Origin of the sequence: Pseudomonas svalbardensis, assembly GCF_030053115.1 — a bacterium.
In the GTDB taxonomy this organism is placed as follows: domain Bacteria; phylum Pseudomonadota; class Gammaproteobacteria; order Pseudomonadales; family Pseudomonadaceae; genus Aquipseudomonas; species Aquipseudomonas svalbardensis.
Genome location: NZ_CP125619.1, coordinates 14,775 through 28,081, shown reverse-complemented (window position 1 = coordinate 28,081; position 13,307 = coordinate 14,775). Strand labels below are relative to the sequence as shown.

Annotated in this window: 12 protein-coding genes; 7 read left to right on the top strand and 5 right to left on the bottom strand. The window is 60.6% G+C overall.

What is annotated here, in order from left to right:
• Window positions 1-88: 88 nt before the first annotated feature.
• From betC to QFX16_RS00115, 3 genes are all read left to right on the top strand, one after another.
• Window positions 89-1,603, top strand: a complete 1,515-nt coding sequence (betC, locus tag QFX16_RS00125) for a choline-sulfatase (RefSeq protein WP_283182350.1) — start codon at window positions 89-91, stop codon at window positions 1,601-1,603.
• Between the two features lie 16 nt (window positions 1,604-1,619).
• Entirely contained in the window at window positions 1,620-2,540 is a 921-nt protein-coding gene (gene choX / locus QFX16_RS00120; RefSeq protein ID WP_283182349.1) for a choline ABC transporter substrate-binding protein, read from the top strand.
• A gap of 262 nt (window positions 2,541-2,802) precedes the next feature.
• The gene (locus QFX16_RS00115) at window positions 2,803-4,371 is read left to right on the top strand and encodes a SulP family inorganic anion transporter (protein ID WP_283182348.1); all 1,569 of its coding nucleotides are present in this window, start codon (window positions 2,803-2,805) and stop codon (window positions 4,369-4,371) included.
• Window positions 4,372-4,462: 91 nt separating this feature from the next.
• Here the strand turns inward: QFX16_RS00115 and aroE are convergent, their stop codons facing one another.
• Both aroE and hemF read right to left on the bottom strand, forming a co-directional pair.
• The gene (gene aroE, locus QFX16_RS00110) at window positions 4,463-5,284 is read right to left on the bottom strand and encodes a shikimate dehydrogenase (protein ID WP_283182347.1); all 822 of its coding nucleotides are present in this window, start codon (window positions 5,282-5,284) and stop codon (window positions 4,463-4,465) included.
• 13 nt (window positions 5,285-5,297) lie between these two features.
• The gene (gene hemF / locus QFX16_RS00105) at window positions 5,298-6,212 is read right to left on the bottom strand and encodes an oxygen-dependent coproporphyrinogen oxidase (protein ID WP_033059730.1); all 915 of its coding nucleotides are present in this window, start codon (window positions 6,210-6,212) and stop codon (window positions 5,298-5,300) included.
• Window positions 6,213-6,391: 179 nt separating this feature from the next.
• Here hemF and QFX16_RS00100 point away from each other — a divergent pair, with 179 nt between their 5' ends.
• Window positions 6,392-7,369 (top strand): NADPH:quinone reductase, encoded by a 978-nt coding sequence (locus QFX16_RS00100; protein ID WP_283182346.1) that lies wholly within the window; start codon window positions 6,392-6,394, stop codon window positions 7,367-7,369.
• Between the two features lie 113 nt (window positions 7,370-7,482).
• On the opposite strand, the gene tsaC is transcribed toward QFX16_RS00100, so the two are convergent.
• The 3 genes from tsaC to QFX16_RS00085 all read right to left on the bottom strand — a co-directional run bounded on the left by tsaC (window position 7,483) and on the right by QFX16_RS00085 (window position 10,300).
• Window positions 7,483-8,040: an L-threonylcarbamoyladenylate synthase type 1 TsaC gene (gene tsaC, locus QFX16_RS00095; protein WP_283182345.1), complete on the bottom strand. Its 558-nt coding sequence runs from the start codon at window positions 8,038-8,040 to the stop codon at window positions 7,483-7,485.
• 54 nt (window positions 8,041-8,094) lie between these two features.
• Window positions 8,095-9,195 carry a DNA-processing protein DprA gene (gene dprA / locus QFX16_RS00090; RefSeq protein ID WP_283182344.1) on the bottom strand — a complete coding sequence of 367 codons (1,101 nt, stop codon included), beginning with the start codon at window positions 9,193-9,195 and terminating at the stop codon, window positions 8,095-8,097.
• A 79-nt stretch (window positions 9,196-9,274) separates the two neighbouring features.
• Window positions 9,275-10,300, bottom strand: coding sequence for a LysM peptidoglycan-binding domain-containing protein (locus QFX16_RS00085; RefSeq protein WP_283182343.1), 1,026 nt, complete (start codon window positions 10,298-10,300; stop codon window positions 9,275-9,277).
• Window positions 10,301-10,472: 172 nt separating this feature from the next.
• Between QFX16_RS00085 and def the strand changes: the two genes are divergently transcribed.
• From def to rsmB, 3 genes are read left to right on the top strand one after another with little or no spacing between them, the layout of a single operon-like run.
• Window positions 10,473-10,979, top strand: coding sequence for a peptide deformylase (gene def, locus QFX16_RS00080; protein ID WP_027926190.1), 507 nt, complete (start codon window positions 10,473-10,475; stop codon window positions 10,977-10,979).
• Window positions 10,980-11,036: 57 nt separating this feature from the next.
• Window positions 11,037-11,996, top strand: a complete 960-nt coding sequence (gene fmt / locus QFX16_RS00075) for a methionyl-tRNA formyltransferase (RefSeq protein ID WP_283182342.1) — start codon at window positions 11,037-11,039, stop codon at window positions 11,994-11,996.
• Window positions 11,993-13,303 (top strand): 16S rRNA (cytosine(967)-C(5))-methyltransferase RsmB, encoded by a 1,311-nt coding sequence (rsmB, locus tag QFX16_RS00070; RefSeq protein WP_282479388.1) that lies wholly within the window; start codon window positions 11,993-11,995, stop codon window positions 13,301-13,303. The genes fmt and rsmB overlap by 4 nt, the downstream gene beginning before the upstream one ends.
• Window positions 13,304-13,307 lie beyond the last annotated feature (4 nt).

Here is a 13,307-nt window from a genome sequence, read left to right as displayed (position 1 = left end):
GTGCATGGGCTTTACCACAAGTTGCGTGGGCTACATGCTCGATCGCAGCACTCTCGCATAAATATTCACTATGGAATGCCGCGATCACATGAAGCGCAAGAATATTCTTTTCATCATGGCCGATCAGATGGCCGCGCCAATGTTGCCGTTTTACGGTCCTTCGCCCATCAAACTGCCGAATCTCAGCCGCCTCGCCGCCCAAGGCGTGGTGTTCGACGCCGCTTATTGCAATAGCCCATTGTGCGCGCCGTCGCGTTTTACCCTGGTCAGCGGTCAGTTGCCGAGCAAGATCGGCGCCTACGACAACGCGGCCGATTTCCCCGCCGATGTACCGACTTATGCTCACTACCTGCGTCGACTCGGCTACCGCACCGCGCTGTCGGGCAAGATGCATTTCTGCGGACCGGATCAGCTGCACGGCTATGAAGAACGCCTGACCAGCGACATCTACCCGGCCGATTACGGCTGGTCTGTGAACTGGGACGAGCCAGACGTGCGTCCAACCTGGTTTCACAACATGTCTTCGGTGCTGCAAGCCGGGCCGTGCGTACGCACCAATCAGCTGGATTTCGACGAAGAGGTGGTGTTCAAGGCCCAGCAGTATTTGTTCGATCACATCCGTGAGGACGGCGATCAGCCGTTCTGCCTGACCGTTTCGATGACTCACCCACACGACCCGTACACCATTCCCAAGGCTTTCTGGGATATGTACGACGACGCCGACATCCCGTTGCCTGAAACCCCGGCGCAGACCGAACTTGATCCGCACTCCCAGCGTTTGCTCAAGGTTTACGACCTGTGGGACAAACCGCTGCCTGTGGATAAGATTCGCGATGCGCGTCGGGCGTACTTTGGTGCGTGCAGCTATATCGACAGCAACGTCGGCAAACTCCTGCAAACACTCGAGGAAACCGGCCTGATCGATGACACCATCATTGTGTTTTCCGGCGACCACGGCGACATGCTCGGCGAGCGTGGGCTCTGGTACAAAATGCATTGGTACGAAATGGCCGCCCGCGTGCCGCTGTTGATCAGTGCACCGGGGCAATTCGGGGCTGGCCGGGTCAGCGCGGCGGTCTCGACTGCCGATCTGTTGCCGACCTTCGTCGAACTGGCCGGCGGGTCGCTGGAGCCGGGGCTGCCGCTGGATGGCCGCTCACTGGTCTCGCACCTGCAAGGGCAGGGCGGTCATGACGAGGTCTTCGGCGAGTACATGGCCGAAGGCACTATCAGCCCGCTGATGATGATTCGCCGTGGCGCCTACAAATTCATCTACAGCGAAGACGACCCTTGCCTACTCTTCGATGTACACAACGACCCGCGCGAACAGGAAGAACTCAGTCAATCGCCGCAACATCGGCCGCTTTTCGAAGAATTTTTCGCCGAAGCACGGGCTAAATGGGATATCCCGGCGATCCACCAACAAGTGCTCGCCAGCCAACGGCGCCGACGTTTTGTCGCCGATGCGTTAACCATCGGCAAACTGAAGAGCTGGGATCACCAGCCGCTGGTGGACGCCAGTCAGCAGTACATGCGCAACCACATCGACCTCGACGATCTGGAGCGTAAAGCACGTTATCCACAACCCTGCCAAAACCAATAATGTTAAGGGGAATGCCATGCGTAGGTTATCCACAGCAATGACGGTCGGGCTTCTGGCTCTGGGCAGTGCATCGGCGTATGCCGAGCAGAGTTGCGAGACGGTGAAAATGGCCGACCCGGGCTGGAGCGACATTGCCGCGACCAACGCCATCACCGGGTTTCTGCTGGACGGCATGGGCTACAAGGCCAAGGTCGACACGCTGGCGGTGCCGATCACCTTTGGCGGCTTGAAAGATGGTCAGGTCGACGTGTTTCTCGGTAACTGGATGCCGGCACAACAGGGTTTCTACGACAAGTTCGTGGCCACCGGCGATGTCACGCAACTGGCGAAGAACCTGGATGGCACCGAATTCACCCTCGCCGTTCCGGATTACGTCTGGGACGCGGGTGTGCATAACTTTTCCGACCTGAACCAATACGCCGACAAGTTCGACAAGAAGATCTACGGCATCGGCTCCGGCGCTCCCGCCAACATCTCCTTGCAGGAAATCATCAAGAAGAACGACTTCGACATGGGTCAGTGGAAACTGGTCGAGTCCAGCGAGCAGGCAATGCTGGCGGAAGTGTCTCGCGCGGTGAAGAAACAGAAGTTCGTGACCTTCCTCGGCTGGACCCCGCACCCGATGAACGTGCAACTGAAAATGCATTACCTGAAGGGCGGCGAGAAATACTTCGGCGACACCGGCAGCGTCTACACCCTGACCCGCAAAGGTTATGCACAGGCCTGCCCGAACGTCGGCAAACTGCTCACCAACCTGAGTTTCACCCAGGAAATGGAGAACAGCATCATGGCCGAGGTGGTGAACAAGAAGGTCAGCAATGCTGATGCGGCCAAGGCGTGGATCAAGGCTAATCCGGCGGTATTGGATAAGTGGCTGGATGGGGTGAAGACAGTGGATGGGAAGGATGCGTTGGGGGCGGTGAAGGCGAAGCTTTGATGGATCGATCCTGAGTATTGTGTCTGACTCAGGATCCACCCCTCACCCCAGCCCTCTCCCCAGAGGGGAGAGGGGGAAAGGGGGCCGATCTTCATGCTGTTCTAACATGAGTTCGACTCGATATCTCAGGTCGATGTAGCTCGAAGGAACACCTCGGTCAGTCCCCTCTACCCCTTGGGGAGAGGGTTAGGGTGAGGGGTGGATTCATCTGACACTCCTCACACCCTGCTACCCTTGCCCAAACCCCCACCCGAGAGGACCCATGGCCTTCCCAAGCCGCCATTCGCTCTTCCCCTTCCTCAGCTGGATGCCCCGGCAAACCCGCGCCAGCGTCGGTCGTGACCTGATCGTCGGCCTCAGCGGTGCGATTCTCGCGTTGCCGCAATCCATTGCCTACGCGCTGATCGCCGGTCTCCCACCTGAATACGGTCTGTACGCTGCGATTGTCCCAGTGCTGATCGCGTGTCTGTGGGGCTCTTCGTGGCACTTGATCTGCGGTCCTACGGCGGCGATCTCTATTGTCTTGTACGCCAGCGTCAGTCCGCTGGCCGTTCCCGCGTCAGAGGACTACGTCACCCTGATCCTGTTGCTGACGCTGCTTGCCGGCATTTTCCAGTGGCTGCTCGGTTTGCTGCGCTTCGGTGCCTTGGTGAATTTCGTCTCGCACTCGGTAGTACTGGGTTTCACCCTCGGCGCGGCGGTGGTGATTGCCATCGGCCAACTGCCGAATCTGTTGGGGCTGGAATTGCCCAACCAGGCAACAGCGCTGAACAGTTTGATGATGCTGTTCAGTCACCTCGGCGAAGTGAATAAACCTTCGTTAATGCTGGGCTTGGCGACTGTCGTGGTGGGCGTGGTGTTGAAACTGCTGTTGCCACGCTGGCCGACGCTATTGATCACCCTGGTGCTGAGCGGATTGCTGGTCTGGCTCTGGCCATCGATGTTTGGCCATGTGAAGTTGGTCAGCGCATTTGTCGGCCGACTGCCGCCCTTCAGCCCGCTGCCGCTGGATCTGGACCTGATTCTGCGCTTGCTACCCAGCGCGGTGGCAGTGGGCATGCTCGGGCTGGTCACCAGTCTGTCAATCGCCCGATCCTTGTCGGCCCGCTCCCAACAGTTGCTCGACGCCAATCAGGAAGTCCGCGCCCAGGGTTTATCGAACATGGTCGGTGCGTTTTTTTCCGGATCGCTGTCAGCCGGCTCTTTCACCCGCTCCGGCCTGAGCTACGAAGCAGGTGCCTGCTCGCCGATGGCCGGCGTTTTTTCGGCGGTGTGGGTGGCGTTGTTCGCCATCTTCGGCGCGAATTTGATCGCGAACATTCCGATCCCGGCCATGGCCGGCAGCATTCTGTTGATCGCCTGGGGGCTGGTGGATCATCGCGGCATTCGCGCGTTGTTGCGGGTCAGCCGCGCCGAGTTCCTGGTCATGGCGCTGACCTGTGTCGCCACGCTGCTGCTGGAATTGCAGACTGCGATCTACGCCGGGGTGCTGGCCTCGCTGTTCTTCTACCTCAAACGCACCTCGCAACCGCGTGTTCAGCATTGGCGAGATGGGGATGAAGACATTCTTCGGGTTGGTGGTTCGATCTTTTTTGGCGCCAGCCATTACCTGCAAGTACGCCTGCAACGAATGCACGGCGCGCGCGTGGTGATTGAAGCGCAGCAGATCAATTTCATCGACTATTCAGGCGTGGAGATGCTGCACCAGGAAGCGCGACGGCTGCTGCGGCAGGATCGCAGCCTGACCCTGCGGCGTGCACGGCCGCAGGTGGTGGAAGAATTGAGGAAGCTGGAAGGCGCGGAGAAATGTCCCATAAGGTTCGAAGACTGATCCGGAATCGGTATCGCAGCCATTCGCGAGCAGGCTCGCTCCCACAGGTTTTCGGTGATCCCCTGTGGGAGCGAGCCTGCTCGCGAAGCTTTTAAAGGGCCAACTGGCGGCGAAGTTCGGCGAGCACCGGCGCCGTATCCGGGCGCACACCGCGCCACAGGAAGAAGGCTTCTGCCGCTTGTTCCGCGAGCATCCCCAAGCCATCCATCGACACCGCCGCACCATGTTCACTGGTCCAACGGCAGAACGAGGTCGGCTCCTTGCCGTACATCATGTCGTAGCACACCGTCTTGCCCGGCTCGATCAAACTGCTGGCAATCGGCGGTACTTCCCCTGACAGACTGGCGGACGTCGCGTTGATGATCAGATCGACCGACTCCTTCAACCAATCAAAACCACTGGCCGACACCGGCCCCAAGTCCGCGAACAATTCCGCCAACAGTTCGGCTTTTTCCACCGTGCGGTTGGCGATGACCACCGAGGCGGGTTGCTCAGCCAGCAACGGCTCCAGTGCGCCGCGCACCGCGCCGCCAGCACCGAGCAGCAGGATGCGTTTGCCCTTGAGGCTGAAACCGGCGTTGACCGTCAGGTCCCGCACCAGTCCGGCGCCATCGGTGTTGTCGCCCAGCAGGCTGCCATCGGCCAGTTTGCTCAGGGTGTTCACCGCACCGGCGCGCTGCGCCCGTGCCGTCAGACTGTTCGCCAGACGATAGGCCTCTTCCTTGAACGGCACCGTCACATTCGCTCCGCGGCCTTCGAGGAAAAACGTCCGGGCGCACGTGGAAAAATCGTCGAGGGGCGCCAGCAACGTGCTGTAGTCCAGTTTTTGAGCCGTCTGCTCGGCGAATAGACGGTGGATCAGCGGCGACTTGCTGTGGCCAATCGGGTTACCGAATACGACATAACGGTCCATCAGGATTCCTCGTTCAGGCCTTGGCCAACCAATCGCGGTCTTGCAGGAAGTACTCGGTCAGCCGTGCTTCTTCGCTGCCCGGCTCGGCTTTCCAGTCGTAGCTCCAGCGTACTTGCGGCGGCAGAGACATCAGAATCGACTCGGTACGCCCGCCCGATTGCAGACCGAACAGCGTACCGCGGTCGTAGACCAGGTTGAATTCAACGTAGCGCCCACGGCGGAATTCCTGAAACTCACGCTGTTTGGCGGTAAACGCATCATTTTTGCGGCGCTGCACGATCGGCAGGTAGGCGTCGATGAACGCATCACCGATGGCACGCATGAAGGCGAAGCTGGTGTCGAAGTCCCACTCGTTCAAGTCATCGAAGAACAGGCCGCCGATGCCGCGCGGCTCGTGGCGATGCTTGATGTGGAAGTAGCTGTCGCACCAGGCCTTGTAGCGCGAGTAAACATCCGGACCGAACGGCGCGCAGGCCTGCTCGGCGACGCGGTGCCAGTGCACGCAGTCTTCTTCATTGCCGTAATAAGGGGTCAGGTCGAAGCCACCGCCGAACCACCAGACCGGTTCTTCGCCTTCTTTTTCAGCGATGAAAAAGCGCACGTTGGCGTGGGACGTCGGCACATACGGGTTGTGCGGGTGAATAACCAAAGAGACGCCAAGGGCTTCGAAGCCACGGCCGGCCAGTTCTGGGCGATGGGCGCTGGCGGACGGTGGGAGACCGCTGCCGAAGACGTGGGAAAAGTTGACGCCGCCCTTTTCGATGACCGCGCCGTTTTCGATCACCCGGGTGCGACCGCCACCGCCGGCAGGCCGGGTCCAGGCGTCTTCGACGAACTGCGTGCCGCCGTCTTCAGCTTCGAGGGCCGCGCAAATGCGGTCTTGCAGGTCGAGCAGGTAGGCTTTTACGGCCTCGGTGCGGGTCGTCATGTCATCACCTTGAATCGGGCAAAGCTACGCGGCGCTCCATGGGAGCGGGGGCCGGCGCAAATGGGCGCGTAGCATAACATCGCAGATGGACCTGCCGCAGTTGACGAAGATCAAGCTTGGGAGTTCGATAGGGAGCTTCGCGCTACAACTCTAGTAGCTAAGACCTAAGGAGAGTTCTGATGGCTAAGCGTATCCAGTTCCGCGCCCATGGCGGCCCTGAAGTGCTCGATTATGTCGATTACCAACCCGCCGAGCCCGGCCCGCAGCAGGTTCGCGTGACTAACAAGGCCATCGGCCTGAATTTCATCGACACCTATTACCGCAGCGGCCTCTATGCGCCGCCAGCCCTGCCATCGGGCCTGGGCTCGGAAGGCGCGGGCGTGGTCGAGGCGGTGGGCAGTGAAGTCACCCGGTTCAAAGTGGGTGATCGCGTGGCGTACGGCAGCGGTCCGTTGGGCGCCTACAGCGACGTTCACGTGTTGCCGGAGACCAATCTGGTGCACCTGCCGGACGCGATCAGCTTCGAACAGGCCGCGGGCGTAATGCTCAAGGGCCTGACCGTGCAGTACCTGCTGCGTCAGACGTATGAACTCAAGGGTGGCGAAACCATCCTGTTTCACGCTGCCGCGGGTGGCGTCGGTTCCCTGGCCTGCCAGTGGGCAAAGGCCTTGGGCGTGAAGTTGATCGGCACGGTCAGCTCACCGGAGAAAGCCGCACTGGCCATGGCCAACGGCGCTTGGGCAACCATCGATTACAGTCATGAAAACGTCGCACAGCGTGTACTGGAATTGACTGACGGGAAAAAAGTCCCGGTGGTGTACGACGGCGTGGGCAAGGACACTTGGCTGACTTCGCTTGATAGCGCGGCGCCTCGCGGGCTGGTAGTGAGCTTCGGCAATGCGTCGGGTGCGGTAGACGGGGTGAACCTGGGGATTCTCTCGGCAAAGGGTTCGTTGTACGTGACCCGGCCTACGCTCGCGACCTACGCCAATAACGCCGAGAACTTGCAGCGAATGGCGGATGAACTGTTCGAGATGATCATCAGCGGCAAGCTGAAGGTGGACATCAGCCAGAAGTATCCATTGGCCGAAGCGGCGCAGGCGCAGACCGAGTTGTCGGCGCGGCGTACGACTGGTTCGACTGTTCTGTTGCCTTGAGGGCCTCTTCGCGAGCAAGCCCGCTCCCACAGGATCGGTGTTGAACACAAATCTCGTGTCCACTGAAAATCAATGTGGGAGCGAGCCTGCTCGCGAATGGCCGCACTGCGGTCTCAATCCGGGCGAATTACGTTCCCGGTCGCGAGATCCCGGATCACGCTCGGGTTCTTGCGACCACCTAAATTCCCACCCAGCACCAAATCAACCTGCCCACGGAAATACTGCTCCACGCGAATCCGTGTGCGCGCCGCCGGCCGGCCCTGTGGATTGGCCGAGGTCGAAACCAGCGGCCCGACCACCGCGCACAAATCCCGCACCAACGGGTGATCGCTGACCCGCAACGCCACCGTCTCGTGCACACCCGTAATCCACTGCGGCAACAGATTCTGATGCGGCACCAGCCAGGTATTCGGCCCCGGCCAGGTGCTGGCCATGCGATCCATCCACAGTTCAGGGAAGTCTTCGAAGAGAAAATCGAACTGGCGAATGTTGTCGGCGACCAGAATCAGGCCCTTATCCACCGACCGACCCTTGAGCAGCAGCAGACGTTCTACCGCTTCTTCGTCCCACGGGTCGCAACCCAGGCCCCAGACTGCCTCGGTTGGATAGGCAATCACCGCCCCTGCGCGAATGGCTTGCGCGGCTTGTTGCACACGCCAATTGTTGACCATGAAAAACTCTCCGGAATAAGGCTCTGCGCAGTTTACCGATCTTCCTTATAAAACCTAGCTCACCCGCGCAAACCAGCGCCCGCTTTCGCAGACCGCACGGCCGTCCATTTCCAGCTCCGTCAGCGCTGCCAGCACTTTCGGCAAGGCCCAGCCGCTGGTGACGGACAACGCTTCACTGGTGTGGGGCGCGGCATGCAGCAGCATGAGCAACGGATGTGTCACCGCTGGTGTCGCTGTGGATAATGGCAAATGCTGCCAGCCGCGCAACGCTTCGAGGATATGCTCGATGGTTTCTACCAGCACCGCGCCGTCGCGGATCAGCTGATGACAACCCTTTGCGCCCGGGTGATGAATCGAGCCTGGGATTGCATACACCTCGCGCCCTTGTTCCGCCGCCAGCCTCGCGGTGATCAACGAACCGCTGGCGACACTCGCCTCGACCACCAGCACGCCCAGGGATAAACCGCTGATGATTCGATTGCGCCGGGGGAAGTTACTGGCGGTCGGCCCGGCGTCCAGCGGGAACTCCGAAAGCACTGCGCTGCCCGAGGCGATCATGGCGTCTGCCAGTCGTCGATTACGCTGTGGATAAAACTTTTCAAGTCCCGTGCCAAGTACACCGACCGTTCGCCCCCCCACGTCCAAAGCGGCTTGATGCGCGGCGGCATCAATGCCCAGTGCCAAACCGCTGGTAATGACAAAACCGGCGCCGGCCAGACTGCGGGAAAAGGCGGCGGCGGTGTCCAAGCCCGGCCGCGAAGCGCGACGGCTGCCGACCATCGCCAGCTGCGGTTTTTCCAGAATGCCGGGATCGCCCGCCACGAATAACAGCGGCGGCGCATCACTGATTTCCGCCAACAGTGCCGGATAGTCAGATTGGTCCCACATCAGTAAATGTTGGCCCGGACGCTCTAACCAGGCCAATGCATGGCTCGCGCCATCACGGATTTCACTGGAGCGCCTGGCCTCCGCGCAAGCGAGGGGCAAACCCAACGAACGCCAGGCACTGGCCGGCGCGCTGATAGCTTTGGACGCCGAGCCGAAGGCCTCAAGCAATTTCTTGAATCGCGCAGGACCGAGTTCCGGCAGGCGATGCAAACGTAAACGAGCTTCCAGTTCCGCAGGGGAAACCGGTGCAAAAGCAGACAGCGACATGGATCATCCTTGATCGTTATGAGCCCCGTTCAAACGGGAATAAGCTGTGGATAACTCTGTTGGTAACTTGTGGAGCCTGTTAAGGATTTCGCACCTTGTCCAGCACCGCCAGGGAGCGTGATGCGTTGAGCACCAGCCCGTAGCTGAGCTTGTCGTAGGTGCGGAAAACCATCAGCAAGCCGGCGCGCTCATCCGGGATTTTCAATGGCTGACCGGTGATCCGGTCACGCACGGTTTCGCCGGTTTTCATCACCACCAACACATTGCCTTCGGCCAGGCCATCGCGCTGGCCCTTGTTCAGCGTGACCACGTCCAGCGCGCCAATTTGGGTAACCCCGCGCGGCACGTCGATGATCAACCCGTTGATCTCGGTTTTGGGCGCACTGGGCATGAAGGTTGAGTTGATGGAGCGCTCTTCACCGCTGAACAAGCGGTCGCCGAGGCGAACTTCCTGAGTGGTGCGTTGCAGCGCCAGGGTGGCGACGTCGCCTTCGGTGGCCACAATCTCGCCACCGCCGATGTCATCGGCATTGATCCCCAAAAATTCTTTACTGACAGGATCGGTGTAGGCCTTGCCCTGACGGAAGATGCCGTAAACCGGCTGAGCCGGGTCGAAGTGGCCGCGAGCGAAGATTCGGTCACCGGTGCCACTGAGTACGCGTTCGGCATCGCCAGCGACGATATAAGGCGCCTTGTCGAAGTCCTCGACCTTATCGACGATGCGGTTGCTCAGCAGAAAGCTGTTGATCGATTGCAGCGGAATGCTCGGGATCGCATCGGCAACCGGGCTACTGCGGATGCGTGGCGACAGCTTGATGGTGCCCCGGGAAGCGCCGCGATTGAGGGTCAGGCGTGGCTGCCCGTTGACGTAGACCAGCGACAGCGAGTCGCCGGGGTAAATGAGATTGGGGTTTTCGATCTGTGGATTGGCCTGCCAGAGTTCCGGCCATTTCCACGGTTCACGAAGGTATTTCCCCGATATGTCCCAGAGTGTGTCACCCGATACCACGGTGTATTGCTGTGGAAAACCTTCCTTGAGTTGCACTTGCCCGTGCGCCAAACCGGCCGAGGCCAGAAGGAGCAAGGCGAGTAGTGATTTCCTCATGCGGTGAATCCCTTTATTATGTGCATTCGCGTAGAACGCCAGAGCCCTCGTGGCTCGCTCCCGACTCTTTACCAAAAAGAGCAGGAAGCTACGTTTTACAACGGTAGCCTGCATCTTCGGACCCGCCAGGCCATCGACCCGACATTACCTCAAACGTGCAGCAATTAAGCTTATGGCCATTTTAGACATCCTCGAATTCCCCGATTCGCGCCTGCGCACTATCGCCAAACCTGTGGCCGTAGTGGACGACGAAGTGCGTCAGTTGGTCGATGACATGTTTGAAACAATGTATGAAGCGCCAGGCATCGGCCTCGCCGCGACCCAGGTCAACGTGCACAAACGTATCGTCGTGATGGACCTCTCCGAAGACCGCAGCGAACCACGGGTGTTCATCAACCCCGAGTTCGAAACCCTGACCGACGAGATGGAGCAATATCAGGAAGGCTGCCTCTCGGTGCCGGGCTTCTACGAAAACGTGGATCGCCCACAGAAGGTCAAGATCAAGGCCCTGGACCGCGACGGCCAGCCTTACGAACTGATCGCCGAAGGCCTGCTCGCGGTGTGCATCCAGCATGAATGCGACCACCTGAACGGCAAATTGTTCGTTGACTACCTGTCCAGTCTCAAACGCGACCGAATCAAGAAGAAACTGGAAAAGCTCCATCGCCAGAACGCTTGATGCCCTCCTTTCAAAGGCTTGCTGCGGCAAGCCTTTTTCTTTTGCGAGACCTTTTGAATGACTGAGCCACTGCGCATCGTCTTTGCCGGCACCCCGGAATTCGCCGCCGATCACCTCAAGGCCCTGCTCGACAGCCCTTATGAGATCGTCGCGGTCTACACCCAACCGGACCGTCCGGCGGGTCGCGGGCAAAAACTGATGCCCAGCCCGGTCAAGCAGTTGGCTCTGGAAAACAACATTCCTGTGCTGCAACCGCCGACGCTGCGCAACGAAGACGCTCAGGCTGAACTGGCCGCGCTCAAACCGGACTTGCTGGTGGTGGTCGCCTACGGCCTGATCCTGCCGCAAGTGGTGCTGGATATTCCGCGCCTGGGTTGCATCAACAGCCACGCCTCCTTGCTGCCACGCTGGCGCGGTGCGGCGCCGATCCAGCGTGCCGTCGAAGTGGGTGACAGCGAAAGCGGCGTGACCGTGATGCGCATGGAACTGGGCCTCGACACCGGGCCGATGCTGCTGAAAGTCACTACGCCGATCACCAGTGAAGACACCGGTGGCAGCCTCCACGACCGTCTGGCCGAAATGGGTCCGCCAGCCGTGATTCAGGCGATTGCCGGCCTCGCTGCGGGCACTTTGGAAGGCGAAGTGCAGGACGACAGCCTCGCCACTTATGCTCACAAATTGAACAAGGACGAAGCGCGCATCGACTGGAGTCGCCCGGCGGTTGAGCTGGAACGCCTGGTTCGCGCCTTCAATCCATGGCCGATTACCCACAGCACGCTGAACGGCGAAGCGCTGAAAGTCCTGGCCGCCAACCTCGCTGAAGGGCAGGGCGAACCGGGGGAAATCCTCAGCGCCAGCAAGGATGGTTTGATCGTCGCCTGCGGTGAGCAAGCCCTGTGTCTGACTCGTCTGCAATTGCCCGGCGGCAAGGCGCTGAACTTCAGCGACTTGTTCAACAGCCGTCGTGAGAAATTCGCCGTCGGCACCGTCCTCGGTCAAGCGGCGGACGCTCAATGAATCCACGTCTGGCCGCCGCCAAGGCACTTGCTGCTGTTCTTAACGGAAAAGCCTCACTCAACAGTTCCCTGCCGACGCAAATGGACAAGGTCGAAGACCGCGACCGCGGCTTCACTCAAGACTTGGCATTCGGCACCGCGCGCTGGCAGCCGCGTTTGTCGGCGCTGGCGGCCAAGTTGCTGCAGAAGCCGTTCAAGGCAGCCGATGCCGATGTCGAAGCGCTGTTGCTGGTCGGTCTCTACCAGTTGCTCTACACCCGGGTTCCGGCCCATGCCGCCATCGGTGAAACCGTGGGTTGCGCCGACAAGCTGAAAAAGCCCTGGGCCAAGGCCTTGCTCAACGCCGTGCTGCGCCGCGCCCAGCGTGAAAGCGAAGCGCTGCTGGCCGAGCTGGAACACGACCCGGTCGTGCGCACCGCCCACCCGCGCTGGCTGCAAAAATCCCTGAAAGCCTTCTGGCCTGAACAATGGGAAGCCATTTGTGCGGCGAACAACGCGCATCCGCCGATGATCCTGCGGGTCAACCGTCGTCATCACAGCCGCGATGCTTACCTCGGGTTGCTGACCGACGCCGGCATCGCCGCCACGCCATGCGTTTACAGTCAGGACGGCATCATTCTCGAAGCCGCTGCCGACGTGCGCAGCCTGCCGGGTTTCGCCGAAGGCTGGATCAGCGTGCAGGACGAAGCCGCGCAACTGGCCGCCGATCTGCTCGACCTGGCACCGGGCCAACGGGTGCTGGACGCCTGCTGCGCACCGGGCGGCAAGACCTGCCACATCCTTGAAGCCGAGCCGGCACTCGCCGGCGTGGTGGCGGTGGACCTGGAAGCCAAGCGTCTAGTGCGGGTGCGGGAAAACCTCGCACGCCTGGGCCTGAGCGCCGAACTGATCGCCGCCGACGGCCGCGACACCGCCACCTGGTGGGACGGCAAGCCGTTCCAACGCATTCTGCTGGACGCGCCGTGCTCGGCCACCGGTGTGATTCGTCGTCACCCGGACATCAAGCTGACTCGTCAACCCGACGACATCGCTGCGCTGGCGGTGCTGCAAGGTGAGCTGCTCGATGCCATGTGGATAACTTTGGAGGTCGGCGGCATCCTGCTTTACGCCACCTGCTCGACGCTGCCGACCGAGAACACCGAAGTGATCGAAGCCTTCCTCGCTCGTACGCCGGGCGCCCGTGAACTGGACCTCGCCACTCAAGCCGGTATCAAGCAGCCTCACGGTCGCCAATTGCTGGCCCAGGACGGCGGCCACGACGGGTTCTACTACGCCAAGCTGATCAAGATCGCCGCCGCGCGCGGTTAATGGG